This is a genomic window from Plantactinospora endophytica, assembly GCF_016862915.1.
GTDB classification, from domain to species: domain Bacteria; phylum Actinomycetota; class Actinomycetes; order Mycobacteriales; family Micromonosporaceae; genus Plantactinospora; species Plantactinospora endophytica.
This window is the reverse complement of the sequence record NZ_BONW01000013.1, coordinates 490,161-509,851: the sequence shown is the minus strand read 5'-3', so window position 1 is coordinate 509,851 and position 19,691 is coordinate 490,161. Positions and strand designations below refer to the sequence as shown.

The 19,691-nt window shown below is 72.7% G+C and carries 18 protein-coding genes; 8 read left to right on the top strand and 10 right to left on the bottom strand.

The window, feature by feature from the left end; translation table 11 throughout:
• Positions 1–81: 81 nt before the first annotated feature.
• The 6 genes from Pen02_RS15195 to Pen02_RS15170 form a co-directional block, all read right to left on the bottom strand.
• Positions 82–1,179 (bottom strand): hypothetical protein, encoded by a 1,098-nt coding sequence (locus tag Pen02_RS15195; RefSeq protein ID WP_203866646.1) that lies wholly within the window; start codon positions 1,177–1,179, stop codon positions 82–84.
• A gap of 177 nt (positions 1,180–1,356) precedes the next feature.
• On the bottom strand, positions 1,357–2,196 hold the full coding sequence (locus Pen02_RS15190) for a hypothetical protein (RefSeq protein WP_203866645.1): 840 nt from the start codon (positions 2,194–2,196) through the stop codon (positions 1,357–1,359).
• Between the two features lie 43 nt (positions 2,197–2,239).
• Positions 2,240–3,091 carry a hypothetical protein gene (locus Pen02_RS15185; protein ID WP_203866644.1) on the bottom strand — a complete coding sequence of 284 codons (852 nt, stop codon included), beginning with the start codon at positions 3,089–3,091 and terminating at the stop codon, positions 2,240–2,242.
• The gene (locus Pen02_RS15180) at positions 3,088–3,957 is read right to left on the bottom strand and encodes an ATP-binding cassette domain-containing protein (RefSeq protein ID WP_203866643.1); all 870 of its coding nucleotides are present in this window, start codon (positions 3,955–3,957) and stop codon (positions 3,088–3,090) included. Before Pen02_RS15180 ends, Pen02_RS15185 begins: the two co-directional genes overlap by 4 nt.
• Positions 3,954–4,763, bottom strand: a complete 810-nt coding sequence (locus Pen02_RS42550) for a zf-HC2 domain-containing protein (RefSeq protein ID WP_203866642.1) — start codon at positions 4,761–4,763, stop codon at positions 3,954–3,956. Before Pen02_RS42550 ends, Pen02_RS15180 begins: the two co-directional genes overlap by 4 nt.
• On the bottom strand, positions 4,760–5,275 hold the full coding sequence (locus Pen02_RS15170; protein WP_239140703.1) for an RNA polymerase sigma factor: 516 nt from the start codon (positions 5,273–5,275) through the stop codon (positions 4,760–4,762). The genes Pen02_RS42550 and Pen02_RS15170 overlap by 4 nt, the downstream gene beginning before the upstream one ends.
• A gap of 526 nt (positions 5,276–5,801) precedes the next feature.
• On the opposite strand from Pen02_RS15170, the gene Pen02_RS15165 reads away from it, so the two are divergent.
• On the top strand, positions 5,802–8,255 hold the full coding sequence (locus Pen02_RS15165) for a M14 family zinc carboxypeptidase (protein ID WP_203866641.1): 2,454 nt from the start codon (positions 5,802–5,804) through the stop codon (positions 8,253–8,255).
• A gap of 437 nt (positions 8,256–8,692) precedes the next feature.
• Here Pen02_RS15165 and Pen02_RS15160 read toward each other — a convergent pair whose 3' ends face one another.
• The gene (locus tag Pen02_RS15160; protein ID WP_239140702.1) at positions 8,693–10,261 is read right to left on the bottom strand and encodes an acetolactate synthase large subunit; all 1,569 of its coding nucleotides are present in this window, start codon (positions 10,259–10,261) and stop codon (positions 8,693–8,695) included.
• A gap of 299 nt (positions 10,262–10,560) precedes the next feature.
• Between Pen02_RS15160 and Pen02_RS15155 the strand changes: the two genes are divergently transcribed.
• The 6 genes from Pen02_RS15155 (at position 10,561) to Pen02_RS15130 (ending at position 16,375) form a co-directional block, all read left to right on the top strand.
• Positions 10,561–10,950, top strand: a complete 390-nt coding sequence (locus Pen02_RS15155) for a VOC family protein (protein WP_203866639.1) — start codon at positions 10,561–10,563, stop codon at positions 10,948–10,950.
• Positions 10,951–11,065: 115 nt separating this feature from the next.
• Positions 11,066–12,982: an Hsp70 family protein gene (locus tag Pen02_RS15150; protein WP_203866638.1), complete on the top strand. Its 1,917-nt coding sequence runs from the start codon at positions 11,066–11,068 to the stop codon at positions 12,980–12,982.
• Positions 12,983–13,048: 66 nt separating this feature from the next.
• Positions 13,049–13,675, top strand: a complete 627-nt coding sequence (locus Pen02_RS15145) for a copper resistance CopC family protein (RefSeq protein WP_203866637.1) — start codon at positions 13,049–13,051, stop codon at positions 13,673–13,675.
• Positions 13,676–13,899: 224 nt separating this feature from the next.
• Positions 13,900–14,487, top strand: a complete 588-nt coding sequence (locus tag Pen02_RS15140; protein ID WP_203866636.1) for a copper chaperone PCu(A)C — start codon at positions 13,900–13,902, stop codon at positions 14,485–14,487.
• Between the two features lie 59 nt (positions 14,488–14,546).
• Entirely contained in the window at positions 14,547–15,764 is a 1,218-nt protein-coding gene (locus Pen02_RS15135) for a Dyp-type peroxidase (protein ID WP_203866635.1), read from the top strand.
• 35 nt (positions 15,765–15,799) lie between these two features.
• Complete coding sequence (locus Pen02_RS15130; RefSeq protein WP_203866634.1) at positions 15,800–16,375, top strand: copper resistance CopC family protein; 576 nt, start codon at positions 15,800–15,802, stop codon at positions 16,373–16,375.
• Between the two features lie 79 nt (positions 16,376–16,454).
• Here Pen02_RS15130 and Pen02_RS15125 read toward each other — a convergent pair whose 3' ends face one another.
• Entirely contained in the window at positions 16,455–17,405 is a 951-nt protein-coding gene (locus Pen02_RS15125) for a LysR family transcriptional regulator (protein WP_203866633.1), read from the bottom strand.
• Positions 17,406–17,488: 83 nt separating this feature from the next.
• On the opposite strand from Pen02_RS15125, the gene Pen02_RS15120 reads away from it, so the two are divergent.
• On the top strand, positions 17,489–18,259 hold the full coding sequence (locus Pen02_RS15120) for a sulfite exporter TauE/SafE family protein (RefSeq protein WP_203866632.1): 771 nt from the start codon (positions 17,489–17,491) through the stop codon (positions 18,257–18,259).
• On the opposite strand, the gene cpt is transcribed toward Pen02_RS15120, so the two are convergent.
• Positions 18,232–18,789 (bottom strand): chloramphenicol phosphotransferase CPT, encoded by a 558-nt coding sequence (gene cpt, locus Pen02_RS15115; RefSeq protein ID WP_203866631.1) that lies wholly within the window; start codon positions 18,787–18,789, stop codon positions 18,232–18,234. The two genes, Pen02_RS15120 and cpt, sit on opposite strands and share 28 nt — an antisense overlap.
• Before the next feature lie 73 nt (positions 18,790–18,862).
• Complete coding sequence (locus Pen02_RS15110) at positions 18,863–19,528, bottom strand: TOPRIM nucleotidyl transferase/hydrolase domain-containing protein (RefSeq protein ID WP_239140700.1); 666 nt, start codon at positions 19,526–19,528, stop codon at positions 18,863–18,865.
• Between the last annotated feature and the right edge of the window lie 163 nt (positions 19,529–19,691).

Here is a 19,691-nt window from a genome sequence, read left to right as displayed (position 1 = left end):
ACCCGGCACCGCACCATCCTGAGGTCCGGCGTCCATGTGGGCGCCGGACCTCACCTCGTTACGGCGTCCCTCGCGGATGAGCTATCCGGTCGCCGGGATGGTGCGGTAGAGCAGGTGGTTGTCGCTGGTGCTGGCGAAGAGGTACCCGTACGCCGACGCCAGGCCGGTGACGTTGTAGGCACGACGGAGGTAGGTCCACGAGGCCACCGGTGCCGGCGGACGTAGCCAGAGGTTGTTGTCGGTGGTCGCACCGTACAGGTTGGTGGCGCTGGCGCCGAGTGCCCGTACTCCGACCGCCGACCCGATCTGCCGCCAGTTGATGTCGGCGGGCGTGAGGTCGCGGTCCCAGAGCAGGCCGTCGGAGGTCACCGCGTAGAGCTTGCCGCCGAGGAGGGTCATCGTGGTGACGTTGTAGGCATGTCCGATGGCGGTCCACGGCACGTTCCACGGCTCCAGCCCCCGCACGACCAACTGGTTGCCCGTGGTGGCCGCGTAGAGCTGGGTCGTGGTGCCGGCCAGCGCCCGTACCCCGGACGCCTGACCGATGTGGGTCCAGACGCTGTCCTGCGGCACCGGGTCACGTACCCAGAGCTTGTCGTCGTTGGTGACCGCGTACAGCCGGCCGGCGGCGCTGGCCATCGCGCGTACACCGTTCGCGTGCCCGGCACGCCGGAAGTCGCCGTCGGTGTAGCAGGTGGTGTACGTCGCCGTGAACGCTCCGCTGCCGTTGCCGGGAATGTTGTCGTTCGTACGCAACTGCAACGGCACGATCGTGCTGCCCGTGTTGGTGACCGTGCCGTACTGGCCGATGTAGCTCCAGCCGCCGTTGGCCCTGGCCAGCAGGCTGTACTCGCGGGCACCCGGCAGCGGGTAGGCCGACGACGCGGAGGTGTTGAACCAGCCCTCGGGGCCGTTGGTTCCGGTGAGCCAGACACCGGCCCAGATCGCGCCGCCGCCGGTGAGCTGGACGCTCTGGCCGGGTTCGAGATACGTGCCGGTGGTGACGCCGTAGCTGTTCTCGGGCACGGGCTGCTGGTGCAGGGTGCACAGCCGCTGGCTCGCCGTCACCGGCCCACCCAAGCCGACGACCGCGAGCCCGGCGGCGAGCGTGGCGACCGCGAGGCCGGCCGCCGCGAGCCGGCACCTGTTCCCGAAGTGGACCGACGATCGGTGTGACATCACACTCTCCTCCTGGTCGGTGGGGACGCACCCCGGCCATGCCGTGCTCGGCGCGGGTGGGCTGTCAGGCCCGGTCACGGAACATGTCCGGGCCCGCGCCACCGGCGGTTCTTGGTCACCCGGCCCAGAACGGCAGCGTGCACATCGCGCAAGCACCGGCGTGTCGACGAACCGCCGTCAGCCCAGTTGCAGCCGGCCCGCGACCGCCGTCGCCGCACCCAGCACCGCCGCGGTGGTCCAGAGCGCCCGGCGCGGCCCGTCGGTGCGCAGCAGTGCCGCGACCCCGGCGAGCAGTCCGAGCCCGAGCAGGTACGCCAGGTGCCACATCTCCTGCCCGAGCGGCTGCCGGGGCAGCATCCCCTCGTGCACCGCGAACCACGCCGGCCACAGCGCGAACCAGATCCGGCCGCGTGTCAGGTCCGTCGTGGTGACCGGGTACAGCGCGATCGTGCCGAACCACACCACGAGCACGACCAGCGGCAGCGCGCCCGGCCAGGGCAGCCAGCGGGCCACCGCGATACCCAGCAGCCCGGCACCGAGCACCAGCGCCGGCAACTGGAGGTACTCCAGTGCCGTGCGCTGGTACACCGCCTCGTTGCGCACCACGGTGTGCGGGGTGGCGGAGAAGCCGAGCGCCAGCAGCACAGCGGCGGCGCCGAACCCGCCCACGACCGGGCCGCGCACCAGTCCCAGCATCGCGGCCACCACCCGTTGTCGGTCGTCGACCGGTGCGCCGTCCAGCGGCTCGCGGACCCGGGAACGGAAGGTGGCGGCGGTGACCCGGTTGGCGACCACGATCGTCGCCGGGGCGTAGACGAGGAGCAGGCTCAGGGTGACGAGGAGGTACGCCTGGTTGGCGGGCGGACCGCCCTCGTCGTTGACGAGCACCGCCGTGCCGAACGCCACCATGTACAGCATCGCGACCGGGTACCCGGGATGGCGCACCATCCGGCGCGCCTCCACCGCGCCGAGCCGCCACGCGGCCCGAGTGAGCGGCCCTGTCCCGGGTACGGTCATCGAGCCGCCTCCTTCCCCGCCCGGCCGCCACGCATCGCGGTTTTCAGCCGGTCTGCCGCCAGCCCGCGACCGCCGTCGCCGCACCCAGCACCGCCGCCGTGGTCCAGAGCGCCCGACGCGGCCCGTCGGTGCGCAGCAGCGCCGCGACCCCGGCGAGCAGTCCGAGCCCGAGCAGGTACGCCAGGTGCCACATCTCCTGCCCGAGCGGCTGCCGGGGCAGCATCCCCTCGTCGGTGGCTATCCACACCGGCCACAGTGCGAACCAGGCCGGGTCGGCCACCGTGCCGGTGGTGGAACTCTGGTACGTCGCGATCGTGCCGAGCCACACCACGAGCACGGTCGACGGCAGCGCGCCGGGCCAGGGCAGCCAGCGGGCCACCGCGACGCCCAGCAGGCCGGCACCGAGCACCAACGCCGGCAACTGGAGGTATTCCAGGGCGGTGCGCTGGTACACCACGTCGACGCGCCGCTCGGGGTACGGGGTGGTGAACTCGCCGACCACCAGCAGCAGCCCGGCGGTCGCCAGGCCCACCAGGACCGGCCCCCGCACCAGTCCGAGGATCACGGCCACGGTGCGCTGCCGGTCGTCGACGGGTGTGCTGTCCAGCGGCTCGCGGACCCGGGACCGGAACGTTGCGGCGGCCACCCGGTTGGCGGCCACCAGGGTCGCCGGGGCGTACCCGAGCAGCAGCGCCAGCGCCGCGACGATGTAGCCGAAGTTGGCGGCCGGCCCGGTCTCGCGGCGTACGATCCCGGCCGCCGCGATGGCGGCGACGTACGACAGGGCCACCGGGTACACGGGATGGCGTAGCAGCCGGCGTGCCTCCACGGCGCCGAGCGCCCACGTCGCCGGCCGCCACACCACACTCCTCGCCCCCGTGCCGAGGAGAGTCATGTCCCCGCCTCCGGCACCGCGTCGGTCTCGGCCTCGCCGACCAGCAGCAGGTAGCCGTCCTCCGCCGACGGCTCGACCAGTTCGGCGCCGGGTGGTGGCGAGCCCACCTGTCGCAGTGTGCCGTCACCAGTGCGCCAGGCGAGCCGGGCACCCGGATCGCGCCGGTCGGACCGCCACACCCGGCCGGTCGCGGTGGCGGCCAGCAGCCGTGGGCTGCCGTCGAAGCGGATGCCGCCCTCGTGCAGGACGACCACCCGGGGGCAGAACGCCGTCACGTCCTCGGTCTGGTGCGTGGACACCACCACGCAGCGGTCCTCGGCCAGCGCCGAGATCGTGTCGCGGAACCGCAGCCGCTGCTCGGGATCCAGGCCGACGGTCGGCTCGTCGAGGATCATCAGCCGTGGGTCGCCGAGCAGCGCCTGGGCGATGACCAGGCGCCGCTTCATGCCGCCGGACAACCGCCACACCCGCCGCCGTGCCATCCCGGCCAGGCCGACCACATCCAGCACCCGGCGTACCTCGTCGTGCCGGGCACGGCGGTCGGTCATCTCCTTCAGGATGGCCACGTAGTCGACGTACTCGAAGGTGGTGAAGCCGCTGGGGAAGCCGGTCTGCTGTGGCACGTACCCCAGCCGGCGGCGGATCGCGGCCCGCGCCGACGGGTCCCGGGGATCGCGGCCGAGCAGCTCGACCCGGCCGGTGTCGGGCAGGGCGACGGTGGCCAGGACGCGCAGCAGGGTCGTCTTGCCCGCACCGTTGGGGCCGAGCAGGCCCAGCACGCCGGTACCGACGTCGAGGGTGATCCCGGCCAGGACCCGACGCCGACCGTAGCTCTTGCCCACCGTCGTGAGCTGGATGTCCGTCACCGCACACCTCGGATCCGACGGGCGCCGACCAGGGCGACGACGACCGTACCGACGACGATCACCGAGGAGGCCACCTGCACCGCCGGGGAGAAGGCGCCCAGTACCGACCCGGTGGTGATCCGGGCCGACGCCACGCCGCACATCCAGAGGCCGGCCAGCCCGGCGACCGCCGCCCGGACCCCGACCACCCGTTCCAGGACCATGCCCAGGGTCGCCAGGGCGAGACCGGGCAGCAGCCACAGCCCGGCCCCGGCCGTGCCCGGCAGGACCAGCCCACCCACGACCAGCAGCAGCGCCGTCGTCGGCAGTACCGGCAGGCAACGCAGCAGGACCAGCCGCAACCGGGGGTACGGCGCGGCGGCCACCACCTCGTGCATGGCGAACACCCCCGGCCCGTACGCCAGCGCGACGCCGGTCAGCGGGGCCAGCGGAGCCACGGTGAGGAACCAGGTCGCCGCCCGACCGTCCATGTCCCGCGCGACGATCGCGAAGGCGGCCACCAGCACACAGCCGACCACCCAGGCCCGGCGGGCCGCCGATGCGCCGGTGGCCAGCCGGGCCGCCGACGGCGACAACCCCAGTACGGTCAGCAGCCGCTCGAACGGCGACGTGCGGAGCCGATCCAGCACGTCGACCGTGCCGGTCCAGGCGCGGGCGAGCAACGCGGCGTCGGCGTGCGGCGCGACGGCGGCCCGGCAGGTGGCACAACCGATCAGGTGCTGTTCGACCGAGGCCGCCCGGACCCGGTCGAGGCCACCCCTGGCGTACGCCGCCAGCCAGTCCTCGTCAGTGTGCCATCCGGTCATGACAGCGCCTCCCTCAACAGCATCCGGGCGCGGGCCATCCGGGTCTTGACCGTGCCCTGGGGGATGCGGAGCAGCCGGGCCGCCTCCCTGGTGGTGAGCCCGTCCAGCACCGTCGCCTGCACCACGGCGATCAGGTCCGGCGACAGCCGGTTGAGCGCGGTGGCCACGTCGGCGTACTCCACCCCGAGCAGGACCTGCTCCTCGGCGGAGGCCACCACGGGGTCGGGAACACCGGCCAGCGAGCGGTGCCGGGGCCGCTTCGCGACGAGGTCGACCAGCCGGCGTACCGCGATGCCCCAGAGCCAGGCCGCGACGTCCCCGTCGCCCCGCCACCGGCCGGCACCGCGCCACGCGGCGACGAACGTCTCCTGCAACGCCTCGGCCACCACGTCGTCGTCGGCGCAGCGCCGACGCAACCGCACCTGTAGCCAGGGCGCGTGCCGCGTGTAGAGCGTGGCCAGCGCGTTCCGGTCGCCCTGGGCGATCGACGCGATCAGAGCGGTGTCCTCCACTGGCGTCCTCCCCGCCGATCCGTCCTGAACAGTCTGTCCGCGCCACCGCCCGGCCGGTTCATGAACAACTGTGGATTCCTGGCCGGGCCGGCCTGGAACTCTGCCCCAGGAGCACCTCGCGACAATGGGGACAGCCCCGACAGGCCGCGCGGACGCGTGGGGATGTCACGGGCGGGGACGACACTCGACACCCGGCTCGTGGCGTAGCCGCTGCGGGCCGCCGGATCGGTGACCGCCCTGGTCACGGCGTACTTCGGCGCACGCGTCGTACGGCGGATCACCCGCCTCCGGAGCGCACCGGGGTCGATGCCGCCGGACGGCGCGACCACTTGCCTACCAGGCGTGACTGATCCACTGTGACTGGTGATTGACAGATCGATCGCAGCGGCTTCAAGATCTACTTAGTCCGGCCAGTAGCAACGACCGCCGCCGATCCTGGCGGCGTCGCATCCTGCGTGTCATCCAGCGGTTCGTCGTGCGACGGCCGATCCCGAAAGGGAGAACTGCGCAGAAAGGTTGCAACGCCATGTCAGATCTTCCCGGCCCCCGATGGCGACGCCACGTCTTCGTCACGGCAACGGCCGCCATCGCCGGCATGCTGCTGGTCACCCCGGCCTCGGCGGTCGCGCCGAGCCCGGATTCGGCAGGCTCCGCCTCCGGCGGGCACGTCGACCTCGGCCGGCTCGCGGGTGAGGCGACGAGCGTCGTCGAGGTGCTGCTCGCCGACAGCAACGAGCTGGACCGTCTCGTCGCCACCGGCGTCGACCTCGACCACCACGTGAGTCGTACCGAGAACGGCATCGTGGCGCACGCCGTGGTCACCCCGAACGAGGTCGCCACGCTGCGGGCGAGCGGCTACCGGTTCGGCGCCGTGCTCTTCACGCCCGCCGACTCGGCGCAGCGGATCGCCGAGCGCGAGGCGACGATCGCGGCCCACGTCGCGGAGAACGAGGCGCTCAACGAGAACCAGGCCCGCCGGAGCGGTCAGCCGGTGGCCTCCGATGTGAAGATCATCCGGGCCGACTACTACACCTCCGGCACCGACCAGGTGCTGTCGGTCGAGGCGAAGTGGGCGCAGGGGCAGGATGCCACCGACGCCCTCACCGTCACCCGCGACAGCGGCCCCGGTACGCCGATGGGCTCCGGCGGTACCCAGACCATCTCGCGGTTCGTGGACGCCGGGGTGTACCTCTACCACCGTGGCGCCGCCACCGTCACGGCCCGGCCGAACTACATCCAGATCACCAGCCCGACCGGGGCGGTGACCGTGGCCAAGGTGAACAACTGGCTGCCCATCCCGAAGGACAACCCGGAGGGACCCGGCTACCAGAAGGACTTCGTCGCCAGCTACCTGACCCCGACCGAGCTGTACGACCGGATCCACCAGCTCGCCGACCAGTACCCGAAGTTGGCCGAGATCGTCGAGTTGCCGTACAAGACGAACGGCTACCGGCGTAAGGCGCAGGCGGTACTCGGCACCGCGAACGCGAGCCGGATCGCCGTCGACTCCCGGGCCTGGGGCCACCAGGGCGGCAACGACGTCACTGTCGAACTCGCCGACCCCGGCGCCGCCGGTCGGGCGTTGTCGGTAGGCGTGACCGGCAGCGCGATCCGGGTCAGCCTCGCCACCGACGCCGCCGGCGCGGTGACCAGCACCGCCGCCGAGGTCGTCGCGGCGCTGAACGCCAGCGCCGGATCGCTCGTCGTGGCGTACACCTATCGGGGCAGCGTCGGCGACGGCGTGGTCGCGGCGGGCGCACCGACGGCGCTGACCGACGGGCTGAGCGCACCGGCCAGCGTGTCGCGCGACCCGCACCCGGTGTACGCGATCCGGATCGGCAAGGATCGCAGCACCAAGAAGCTGGGTGTCCTCGCGTACGCCCAGGAACACGCCCGCGAGTGGGTACCGCCGCTGGTCACGATCGAGACCGCCGAGCGGCTGCTGCGCAACTACGGCCACGATCGCAAGACCAGGGACCTGCTCGACAACCTGGACATCTGGATCGCTCCGTCGATCAACCCCGACGGCGGCCACTACTCGTTCTACGACTTCAACTCGCAGCGCAAGAACATGACGAACCACTGCTCGCAGGCCAGCTCGGGCGACGCCCTCGGCCGCAACTCCTGGGGCGTGGACAACAACCGCAACTACACGGAGTACAGCCTCTTCGACGGGTACTCGGGCGCGTCGTCGAGCTGCACCAGTGGCACCTACTCCGGGCCCAGCGAGCTGTCGGAGCCGGAGAACAAGAACCTGAACTGGCTGGCCTCCCGGCCGAACATCAAGTTCTCGATGAACCTGCACTCCTCCGGCAACTACTTCATGTGGTCGCCGGGCGCGTACGCCACGCCGGGCCGGATCTCGGCACCCCGGCCGACCCTCGGTGAGGAGTCGTTCTTCTGGGGCGCCTCGTCCCGGATCCTGACCTCGATCAAGCGGCACCGGAACATGGCGGTCACGCCGGCCCGGACCGGCCCGATCTCCGACGTGCTCTACTCGGCGGCGGGGAACTCCGGCGACATGCTCTGGTACAAGTACGGCATCTACGCCTGGAACTTCGAGGTCGGCACCTCGTTCCAGCCGGAGTGGGCCGAGGCGCACGACGAGACGATGGAGTTCGCCAACGGACTCGTCGAGCTGATGCGGGTGGCGCGGGACTTCGACACCGACCGGAAGCGGCCGAAGAGCGACCTGTCGGTGACCAGCAGCGCCACGCCCGGGATGGTGGACGTCACGTTCGAGGTGAGCGAGCCGGCGGCGGTCTTCTACACGCTGGACGGTCGCAGGCCGACGTACTCGTCCACGCTCTACGGCTCGTCGGGCATCCGTGAGGGCGGCGAGACCCTGACCGTGCCGTACGGGACCAGGATCCACTGGTTCTCGGTCGACGCGGCCGGCAACATCGAGAACAACTACCGTCCCGACGGTCGGGACAAGGACTACCGCAAGGGCGTCGCCGTCCCACCCAGGCGGCACTGACACCCGTCCGGCACCACCCTTCCAGCGGCCGCGGCAGCCTTCGGGGCGCCGCGGCCGTTGGCTGTCCGCCGCCGTCGCATCACTGGCGAGTTCGTTGAGGGCGAAGGCGGCGGTGACGGCGTTCATCACCGCGAAGGCATCGAGCTTGCGGGCTGTCTCGGCGGGGTGGTCGGCGAGTACTGCCAGGACGTGTTCGAGCATGTCGTGCGGCCGGTCCTGCGTCGCCGGGTCAGACGCCTGTGGGTTCGGCGGCCGGGGATCCCGCTCGTCGTAGTAGCTGCCGATGTCGTCGCGGCGTGCGGCAACGTACTCGACGTTCGCCGCCGCCTGCTCGGGTCGATCACCGGCGACGGAGAACATGGCGTGCAGCAGCCGGGTCGAGATGCCAACGCGCCCGGGACGGCGGCGGCCAGAGCCCGGGTACGCGTCACCCGTGCTCAGGCGGTCGGCGGGATGACCGCCTCGATCAGGTGCGGGCCGGGCTCGGCGAGGGCCCGGGTGAACTGCTCGGCGAGTTCCTCCGCGGTGCTGGCCCGACTGCCCGCCACCCCGAACGCGCGGGCGAGCCCGACGAAGTCGATCTCCGGACCGCTGAGGTCGAGCAGCTTGTTGGTGTGCGGGTCCGACGCCCCGGCGCCGAGGTGCTGCCACTCCTCGCGGAGGATCGCGTACGACCGGTTGTTCAGGATCACGTTGGTGACGTTCAGGTTCTCGCGGGCCTGGGTCCAGAGCGCGGAGAGGGTGTAGATGGCGCAGCCGTCGGCCTCCAACGCGATCACCGGCCGGTCCGGTGCGGCGATGGCGGCCCCGATGGCCAGCGGCATGCCCTCGCCCATCGCGCCGCCGCACTGGGCCAGCACGTCGTGGCGCGGTGCTCCGGCGGTCGCGGCCGGCAGTCCGATGCCGGAGCTGATCGTCTCGTCGATCACGATCGCCCGGTCCGGCAGCAGGGCGCCGATCACCGCCGGCCAGGTCTCGACGGTGAGCGGGCCGGTCGGCATCGCCGGTCGGGCCGGCTCGGTCACCTCCGGCCGGCTGTCGGGGGCGAGCAGGTCGGCCAGTGCGGTCAGCGCACCGACCGCGTCCTGGCCGGCCTCGGCGAGTACGTGGGTCTGGGCGCCGTCCGGGACCAGCCGACTTGGTTGGTCCGGGTAGGCGAAGAAGGCCACCGGTGCGGAGGTGCCGGCGACGACCACGTGCCGCGCCCCGTCCAGCTGGCGCAGGACCTGTTCCGGATAGAAGCCGAGTCGCGGGAACGAGGGCAGCCCCGCCCCGTGTTCCACCCGGCTGGCGTAGGTCTCCAGGAAGACCCGGGCACCGCTGGCGGCGGCGATCCGGCTGGCCGCGTACAGCCCGGCGGCCTGTCCCGCCGTTCCACCGATGACCAGCGCCGACTCCTCGCCGCTTCGCAGCACCTGGGCGACCTGGTCGACCAGCGCGGGACTGACCGCCGGTACCGGTCGAGCCGGCACCGTCGGTCGGTCCCCGTCGCCGCCGACGGCGACACCGTCGGCCCAGGACACGTCCGCAGGCATGATCAGGGTGGCGATCTGCCCGGGTGGTTCGAGTGCCTCCGCGAGTGCCGAGATCGCGTCGTGGCGAACTCCGGCGGCGTTCTCGGGTCGGCGGACCGGTCCCCGCAACGAGCGGGCCACGGTCTCGATGTCCGACTCCAGCGGCGGGTCGTACGGCTTGTGGTAGGTCGGGTGGTCGCCGACGATGTTGACGATCGGCGAGTTGGCCCGACGGGCGTTGTGCAGGTTCGACAGGCCGTGCCCGAGGCCCGGCCCGAGGTGCAGCAGCGTCGCGGCGGGCTTGCCCGCGATCCGGGCGTACCCGTCGGCGGCGCCGGTGGCCACGCCCTCGAACAGGCCGAGCACGGCACGCACCCCGGGCACCGCGTCGAGCGCACCGACCAGGTGCAGTTCGGTCGTACCCGGATTGCTGAAGCAGACCTCGACTCCCGCCTCGGCGAGCGTACGCAGTAACGACTCCGCCCCGTTCACCACGCCTCCTCCGCCGCGCCGCCCGCAGACCCGCAGCCTGAGGCGATGGAAGACATCTTCTGAGCAGCAGACTAGTAGTGGTTTGTCAGTACAGGAGGCGGTCTGGGGTTTTCCTCCGCCGTCACCCGGTGGGGCGGCCAGGTCAGCCGGCCGGCCGGACGACCTCCCAGCCGAGCCGGACGACTTCCGGGTCGGGCCGGACCACGACCGGGCGTTCGGATCGATCACGAACGGAGAAGCCCGACCAGCCTCGTGGCGCTTAGCGTGGCCGCGGACCGGAACCACACGAGGAGGCGAACATGCAGGTACAGGTGAATACGATCATGATCGGTGTCAGGGACGTGGCCCGGGCCAGGAAGTTCTACGCCGAGGGTCTGGGCTGCGCGCTCGACAAGGACTACCCCGGCTTCGTGTTGTTGCGCCTCGGCGACGGCTCGTCGGCACTGGCGCTCTACGAATGGGACGCGGTGGCCGGTGACGCGGGTGTCTCGCCCGAGGGGTCGGGATTCCGTGGCGTCTCGTTGCATTCCAACGTTGCTTCCAGGGCCGAGGTGGACGAGATCATGGCGACCGCCGTGGCGGCCGGCGCGACGGTCGTGAAGGAGGCCGCGGCGGCCGAGTGGGGTGGCTACTTCGGCTACTTCGCCGACCCGGACGGCTATCTGTGGAAGGTCGCCACCACCGCCTGATCTGGGCGGACGGCGGCCGGCCAGACACCGCTGCTCACTCAGTCCGGCGCCGGTCAATCCACTGTGGTGCGTGCCCGGCCGAACAGCGCGACCGATCGTTGGTACGGTCCGTTCCGTGTCCACCACGCCAGCCGCCCTCGGCGTCGACTTCGGCACCTCGCACACCGTTGCCGCCGTACGGATGCCGGGTGGCCGGATCGAGTCGCTGCTGTTCGACGCGTCACCGCTGCTGCCCTCTGCGGTGTTCGCGCAGCCGGACGGGCAACTGCTGGTGGGACACGACGCGCTACGCAGTTCCCGGCTCGATCCCGGCCGGTCGGAGCCGAACCCCAAGCGGCACATCGCTGACGGGACGTTGCTGCTGGGCGACGTCGAGACCTCGGTGGAGGATGCCGTACGGGCGGTGCTCGCCCGGGTGGCCCAGACCGCACAGCGCGCCCTCGGCGGCGTACCCAGACCGGTGGTCCTGACCCATCCGGCCAGTTGGGGTGCCGGCCGGCGCGGGGTACTGGCGCAGGCTGCGGCCAATGCGGGGCTCGGCGCGGTCCGGTTGGTGGCCGAGCCGGTCGCCGCGGCGCTCTACTTCACGGAGGTGCTCGGCCACCGGGTGGAGCCGGGCGGCACGCTCGTGGTGTACGACCTCGGGGGCGGCACGTTCGACATCAGTGCGGTGCGGCGGCTGGCCGACGGCGGCTGGGAGGTACGCGCCGCTGCCGGCCTGGACGACGTGGGCGGCGTGGACATCGACGCCGCGATCGTCGGCTGGCTGGCGGCGCACGCCGGTGCCGAGGCGATCGGTACCGGCGCCGGCCTCGTCGAGCGGCGCAGGTGGCAGCAGGTGCAGCAGGAGGCGCGGGCCGCCAAGGAGCAACTCAGCCGGGTCGCCACCGCACCGATCGTCCTGCCGGAGCCGAGCCGCGAGGTCCATCTCACCCGTGCCGAGTTCGACGAGTTGGCCCGGCCGTTGCTGGAGCGGACCGCAGAGCTGACCACGTCGACGTTGTTCGCCAGCGGGGTCACCGCCGACCGGCTGGCCGGGGTCTTCCTGGTCGGTGGCTCCAGCCGGATCCCGCTGGTCGCGACCATGCTGCACCGGGCGCTCGGGGTGGCGCCGACGGTCATCGACCAGCCGGAGCTGGTCGTCGCCCACGGCAGCCTCTGGGCTCCGCCGGCCGAGGGCCAGTCACCGATCGCCCCGGCGCCACCGGTCGAGGCTCGTCCCCCGCAGGCCGCTCCGCCACTGCCACTGCCAGCGCCAGCGGCAGCGGCAGCGGCACCGATGCCGGCCCCAGCCGGGTTGCCGACGGGTCCGGCCGGCCCGGCGGTAGGACAGCCAACCGTGGGCGACCCGGCCGTGGGCAAACGGGACGGGAGCGGGCCCAGCGTGGACGGGCCGACCATGGACGGGCCTGCCGTGGGCGGGCCTGCCGCGTCGCCGCGCCGGGCAGCCGTCGCCTTCGCCGCTGCGGTACTGCTCGGCGCGCTGGTCGGCGCGACGATGACCGCCTACCCGGTACTCGCCGGGTACGACGGTCCGCTGCCGTACTGGTCGGACCGGTACGCCTGGCAACTCCTACCGGTGGCGGGCCTGCTGGCCGGGTTGTGGACCCGGCGGCGGGGAGCCGCGTTCACCGCACAGGCGACCGCCGGTGTCGTCGCCGCGTTCGTCGGGCTGCTGGTGGAACGGAGCGGGCGGAACATCTTCCGCCTGCCGTGGGGTACCCCGGTCGAGTTCTACTACTGGGACCACAATCCGGACGTCTGGTTCCTGGCCCTGGTCGGCGGTTGCCTCGCGGCCGGACTCGCCCTGGAAGCGGTGCTCGCCGCGACCGTACGACTCGGCAACCGTGGCGTGGCCGTCGCGCTCGTCACCGCGGCCGGCATGCTGCCGAGCCTTCTGCTGCTCTGGCTCCTCGACTGGACGTACCGGCCACAGTTCTCCCGGGTGGCGATCGACACGCTCTTCGCGTACCCCTTCGTCCTGTTGCTGGTCTGGCCCGCCGGGTGGCTCGCCCGGCGGCCGTGGCGATGAGGCCGGGGCACGGACGCGCCGGGGTGGGTGGCGGTGCCGGCAACGGTGGAGCGCTACCGTGGCACGGTGACCCGGAACCGCCTGCTCTCCACCGCCGCCGCCCTCCTCGTCGGGGCGCTCGTCGTCGTGTCGCCGGCCAGTCCGGCCCACGCGCACACCGAACTGAGCCGCTCCTCACCGGCGGCCAGCAGCACGGTCAGCAAGGCGGTGACCGCCGTGACGCTCACCTTCAGCGGACTGATCAGGGAACCCGGCACCAGCGTGGCGGTGACCGGGCCGGACAGCGTCTCGTACAGCGACGCCGACGCACAGGTCCTGGACAAGACCATCACACAGAAGGTGAAGCCGCTTCCCGTCGGTGCGATCACGGTCGTCTGGCGTACGGTCTCCACCGACGGTCACACGATCAAGGGCACCTTCACCTTCACCAACAGGTTCGCACCTCCCACCCCCACCGCCGAACCCACCCCGACGCCCGTCCCCACACCGACGGCAGCTTCGACACCCACCGCAGATCCGGCGACGCCACCGGCCCAGTCGCCGGCAGCGGGGGCCGACGACGACGACGGACCCGCCCCAGCCGTCTGGTGGGCGGTGATCGTGGGCGCGGTACTCGTACTCGCCCTGCTTGGCGGGTTGCTGCTGCGGCGCCGCAGGTCGACCGACGCCTCGGCCGGCCCCGGCGGACGGTGAGTTTCTCGGCACCGGAGTAGCAGCGCCGGAGTAGCAGCGGCGGAGTAGCGGCGGCGGCGAGCGCCGTAACCGCCGCACCACGAGCCGGCACCCCGTACGCCAGTAGTCCTGGCGCTCCTGCCGTGCACCCCGAGCCCACCGCGTACCGAACGGTCTGCCGGAACCATCCGCCGCTCCACGACGACAAGTAGTAGAACGTGGAGCGAGAAGCGGAGGAAGTGCACATGCGCAGGTCGGCATCACCCGGCGTACGGGGCTGGGCAGTGAGGTTGGGCGTCACCGTGGTGGCGGTATTCGCCGCGACGGGTTGCGGCGGGACCGACGACACATCGGGGGCCGCGCCCAGCCCGGCCCCGTCGGCGAGCAGCGACAGCGCCACGTTCGCGGTGCGCGACCCGTGGATCAAGGCGGCCGACAAGGGGATGACCGCAGCCTTCGGCACCCTGGTCAACGACACCGGCACCGAGGTCACCATCACCGGCGTGAGCACCGCCGTCTCGCCGATGGAAGTGCACGAGATGACGATGAAAGACGGCAGGATGGTGATGCAGCCGAAGACCGGCGGGATCACGATCAAGGCCGGTGGCAGCCACGTGTTGGAACCCGGCGGCGACCACCTGATGCTGATGGACCTGCGCGAGCCGGTCCGGGCGGGTGACGAACTGACCTTCACGCTCACCTTCGCCGACGGGAAGACCATCGACTTCACGGCGGTGGCCAAGCCGTTCACCGGCGCCGAGGAGAGCTACGACCCGCGTTCGGGCATGCCGATGACCCCCGGCCCCGGGATGACGATGAGCCCGGCGCCGTGACCGACCGCTCCGAAACCGCTGCGGACGGCGTCGCCGGTCGATCGGGAGGTACCCGCGCGGTGAGCCGGCGACGGCTGCTCACCGGCGGTGCGCTGGGCGTCGGCGGCGCCGTCGCCGGTGCGGCGGCGGGTGTCGCCGCGACCGCTGCCGGCCACCGGTCACCGGCGCCGGCTCCCGTCGATCCGGGCGCCGCGACCACCGTCGGTACGGACGTCGTGCCGTTCCACGGTCCCCGGCAGGCCGGCATCGCCACCGACCCGCAGGCGCACGCGGCCTTCGTCGCCTTCACCCTGCACCGGGGAGTCGACCGGGCGGCGCTGGGCCGGCTGATGCGGCTGCTCACCGACGACGCCGTCCGACTGGCCCAGGGCCGGGCCCCGCTGGCCGACACCGAGCCCGAACTCGCCGTACTACCCGCCCGGCTCACCATCACCTTCGGCTTCGGCCCCGACCTGTACGCGGCGGCCGGCCGGGACGACCGCCGCCCACCGTCCGTCACCGAGCTTCCCGTCTTCGGGATCGACCGGCTGCAACCGGCCTGGTCCGGTGGTGACCTGCTGCTCCAGATCTGCGCCGACGACCCGCTGACCGTCACGCACGCCCAGCGGATGCTGGTCAAGGACGCCCGACCGTTCGCGACCGTCCGCTGGGTACAGCGCGGCTTCCGGCGCAGCCGGGGGGCCCAGGCCGACGGGCACACCCAGCGCAACGTCATGGGACAGCTCGACGGCACCGCCAACCCCCGCCCCGGCACCGCCGCCTTCGAACGGTCCGTCTGGACCGGCGACGGCCCGGACTGGCTGCGCGACGGCAGCACCCTGGTGCTACGCCGGATCCGCGCCGAGTTGGAGACCTGGGACAAGCTCGGCCGGACCGACAAGGAACTCGCGGTCGGCCGACGGCTGGACACCGGCGCACCGCTGAGCGGCCGACACGAGCAGGACGAGCCCGACTTCTCCGCCCTCGACGAGGCCGGACTACCGGTCATGCCGGACTTCGCGCACGTGACCCGGGCCAGGGTGATGGACGACCGGCTCAAGATCCTGCGCCGGCCCTACAACTACGACGGGGCACCGGACCCGGCCGGGCGGGCGGACAGCGGCCTCATCTTCGCCGCCTACCAGGCCGACATCACGCGCCAGTACCTACCGATCCAACGCCGGCTCGCCGAACGCGACCTGCTCAACGACTGGATCACCCCGATCGGCTCCGCCGTCTTCGCCATCCCACCCGGCTGCGGACCCGACGGCTGGATCGGCGAACAGGTCCTCGGATGACGGGCGCAGCGCCGAGGAACACGGCAGGACCGCCGGTGCGCCGCATCGGAACGAGGCTGGCGACGCTGGCCCTACTCGGGGTCACCGCCGCCGCGTCCGGCGGGCTGCTCGGCGCCCGCCCAGCGGCGGCGCACGCCCAACTGGTGGGCAGCGACCCCCGGGCCGACTCGACCGTGACCAGGCAACTCGACCAGATCACGCTCACCTTCAACGAACTGGTCCGGGGGAACTTCAGCACCGTCGTCGTCACCGGACCCGACGGCGCACGACACGGCACCGGCCAACCACGAGCGGTCGACAAGCAGGTACACCTGCCGGTCGAGCCGGTGCGGTCCGGCGGCTACCGGGTCGCGTACCGGGTGGTCTCCGCCGACGGGCATCCGATCCAGGGACAGTTCCGGTTCACCGTCACGCTGCCACCCGGCGAGGAGCCGGCTCCCGCCGTTGGGAACACCGACGCCGCCGACGTGGCATCGCCGGTCGCGGCGGCGCCAGAGGACGCCGGTTCCGGCACCGGACGGTGGTGGGCCGGCGCCGCCGGGCTCGGCGCCGTCGGCGTCACGGCCGGGTTTCTCCTGGTACGCCGGCAGCGCCGAGTCCCGGACCGGTGAGCCGGTGGTCCGCCCATCGGGGATCGAGCCGGCGCCCGGGAGACGGAACAGCCGACCCGATCGAGCCGACCCGGACAGGTCACCGCTGGTCGTCCGGGTCGCCGGAACCGGCACCGGCGCCGGCGGTCCTCTCCCTCGGCGGCGCCGCCAAGCCAGCCGCTGCGGCGTGCAGGTGCCGGGCGAGCGCCGGGGTCGCGGGGTGCTCCCGGGTCCCCCGGGCCAGCAGGTGCCGACGGCGGGCCCAGGAGTCATCGAGGTCGCAGACCTCGATGCGGCGGTCCGGATCGACCGCCCGGCGTGGCACGACGGCGAGCCCGACCCCGGCGCCGGCGAGCGCGACCAGCGTGCCCAGCCCGGCGACGGTGGTCCGGTAACGGGCCACCGGGGCGTGCGGGCCGGCGTGCTTCTCGATCCAGCGGCGCAGCGAGGAGTCGGCGTCGAGCCCGACCAGCGGGTGCTCGGCGACCTCGCGGTAGGGCATCCCGGTACGGCCGGCGAGGATCCCGTCGGCCTGGCCGACGACCACCAGCGAGTCGTCCCCGAGGGGTTCGGTGGGCAGCCCGCAGTCGCCGGCTTCGGCGTCCAGCAGTACCCCGAGGTCCGCCGCGCCGTCGGCGAGCGTCCGTACGGTCGTCGGGGTACGGCACTCGGTGGTGGTGACGTCGACGTCGGGATGCTCGCGCAGAAAGCTGACCAGTGCCCGGGGCACCAGCCGGTGCATCGCCGACCCGCCGGCCAGCAAGGTCAGCGGGGGACGCGGGGACCTGCCGTAGCTGGTCACGGCGTTCTCCAGTCGCGCCGTCCGATCGAGGACGTCCCGGGCGTGCCGGGCCAGCGTGGTCCCCGCCGGGGTGGGCCGGACGCCCCGCCGCCCCCGGACCAGCAACTCCACTCCGGCCTGGTGCTCCAGGGCCCGTACCCGGGCGCTCGCCGAGGGAAGGGTCAGGTGCATCCGGCGGGCTCCGGCGGTGATCGACCCCTCCGTGACGACGTGCAGGAAGAGCCGGAGGTCGTCCAGGTCGTACCGCATCGGGCCAGCCTATGGCTCCGCCTCAGGCTGACTACGCCAACCGCGCATTGTGCCGCCGCCGACCCGATCGGGATGCTCGACGAGTGCCCGAGATCGTCCTCGTACTGCTGGCCGGTGTCGCCGCCGGGGCGTTGAACGCCGTGGGCGGCGGGGGTACCTTCGTCGCCCTGCCCGCCCTGGTCGCGGCCGGCCTGCCGCCGGTCACCGCGAACGCCTCGGCCACGGTCGCCCTGCTGCCCGGCGCGGTGGCCGGCGCGTGGGTCTGCCGGCACGAACTGGTACCGGTCGGCGGCGCGTCCGGCCGGGCCCTGACCGCGACGAGCCTGCTCGGCGGGGGTACCGGCGCCGGGCTGCTGCTGGCACTGCCGGCCAGTTCCTTCGACGCGGCGGTACCCTGGCTGCTCGCCTTCGCCACCCTGGTCCTCGCGTTCGGGCGGCGACTGTCCCGGGCGCTGGCCGCCGCGCTCGGCCGCCCGGTCGGCCTGGGTCCCCGGGCGGTGCTCGCCGGCCAGTTCCTGCTGACGGTCTACGGCGGATACTTCGGCGGCGCCGTAGGCATAATGCTGCTGGCGCTGTGGAGCGTCGGCCTCGGGCTGGACGCCTCGGTCGGCAACCCGGTGCGGATGACCCAGGTGGCCGCCGTCTACCTCGCCGCGACCGGACTGTTCGTGATCGCCTCCGACGTACTGCGTACGCCGCTGCCGCTCGGCGTCATGCTGGTCGGCGCGCTGGCCGGCGGCTTCGCCGGGGCCCACCTCGCCCGCCGGCTGCCGGCCCGGCTGCTTCGCGGCGTCGTGCTGACCACCGCCGTGACGATGACCGTCGGCTACGCCCTGCGCGCCTGGTCCGGCTGACCGAGGTGGGCGGCGATGGCGCGGGCGCACGCCAGCGACTCGGTGTGGGTGGTGTCCACCTCCAGGTCGTAGACCACGCCCTGGTGCACCAGTTCCGCCTGCGACGCGGCCATCCCCCGCACCCGGTCGCCCCGGGCTATCTCGCGGCCGGCGGCAACGTCGCGTTGGCACCTGACGCCGACCCACAGCACGGCCAACCCGTCGAGAACCCGCTGCCACTGCTGCTGCGACCCTGCCCCGCCCAGGAACACGTCGTCGATGATGACCCGGGCACCGGCCCGGACCGTCGCGGCGACCCCGGCCATCCAGGCCAGTTGGAGGGCCCGGAACTCCGGTCCGACGACCACCGTGCCGTCGGCGGCGAACTCGATCCCGTCGGCCGAGGTCCGCATCGACGCGGGCATCGCCTCGACCAGCGTGTCGACCCCGGTGGCGAGCCACGGATCCGGCAGCACCGCCTGAAGGCACCGGACGATCCCGGACTTGCCCGAGCTGGACCCGCCGTTCAGCACGATCACCTGAGCCGTCACCGCGTCAGACTAGTACCGGATACCGGTAGCCCGGCCTCGCTGGGACCGGCGGCGGCGATGTCGCGGAGAACGGTCAGACGGTGCCGAGCAGTGCGTCGAGCGGTCGAGGCAGGGTGTCCCGGCCGACCGCCGCCTCGACGAGCAGCCGGGCGTAGCGCAGTTTGCGGCGCGAGCCGCTGCCGAGGAAGCGTCGTAGCTGCGCTTCCGGCTTCCGGTCGCGCCAGGCGGGCTGGCTCTGCAACGACCGGAACGACCCGAGGTCGCCCTGCGAGTCGAAGAGTGCCTCGACTCCGCTGCTGCCCACGGCGCGGATCAGCTCGTCCTCCAGATCGCTGACGCAGACGTAGAACCCGAGCTCCTCCATCCCGGTACGGGTACCGGGTGCGCCGACCTCGGCGGCGACCAGCCCGCGCCGGAATATCTCCTCCTCACCCAGGTCGCACAGGCCGGCAAGGCGTACCCGGCTGCCCAGTGGGCCGAACCTGGTCAGGAAACGGCCGATCGCGTGTGCACCGCCGATCGGCACGATCACGACCCGCTCCGCCGCGAGGTTCCGGGCCCGGCAGAGCGCAGCCGTTTCCAGGGCGATCTGGTCGCTGATGCCCTCGACGAGTACCACGGTGCGGGCGTCGGCGACCTTCGTCAGGGCCTCGGCCGTCGCCTGGATCGGAGCGGTGGGGCCGCTCACGTACCCGTCGAGCGCCCTGCGAGCCAGCTCACGGCGATCGGTGGTGGCCATGGCCGCATCATCGACAATCCGCGACGCGGCCGACAAGCGATTAACCGCACCCGACTGCCGAGTTGGATCCTGTCGGATCGGAGCGTCCACTTGTCCGGGTGATGGCGGGCGGTGAGGAGGACTGCCCACTCCTTGCCCTTTCTAACATATAGCGCACCCGGGG

Coding starts and splice junctions, on each gene's coding strand:
- Pen02_RS15125 (WP_203866633.1), bottom strand. CDS start 17,405: ATGCGGTACGACCTGGACGACCTCCGGCTCTTCCTGCACGTCGTCACG.
- Pen02_RS15155 (WP_203866639.1), top strand. CDS start 10,561: ATGCAGGTACAGGTGAATACGATCATGATCGGTGTCAGGGACGTGGCC.
- Pen02_RS15190 (WP_203866645.1), bottom strand. CDS start 2,196: ATGACCGTACCCGGGACAGGGCCGCTCACTCGGGCCGCGTGGCGGCTC.
- Pen02_RS15195 (WP_203866646.1), bottom strand. CDS start 1,179: ATGTCACACCGATCGTCGGTCCACTTCGGGAACAGGTGCCGGCTCGCG.
- Pen02_RS42550 (WP_203866642.1), bottom strand. CDS start 4,763: ATGACCGGATGGCACACTGACGAGGACTGGCTGGCGGCGTACGCCAGG.
- Pen02_RS15110 (WP_239140700.1), bottom strand. CDS start 19,528: ATGGCCACCACCGATCGCCGTGAGCTGGCTCGCAGGGCGCTCGACGGG.
- Pen02_RS15140 (WP_203866636.1), top strand. CDS start 13,900: ATGCGCAGGTCGGCATCACCCGGCGTACGGGGCTGGGCAGTGAGGTTG.
- Pen02_RS15185 (WP_203866644.1), bottom strand. CDS start 3,091: ATGACTCTCCTCGGCACGGGGGCGAGGAGTGTGGTGTGGCGGCCGGCG.
- Pen02_RS15165 (WP_203866641.1), top strand. CDS start 5,802: ATGTCAGATCTTCCCGGCCCCCGATGGCGACGCCACGTCTTCGTCACG.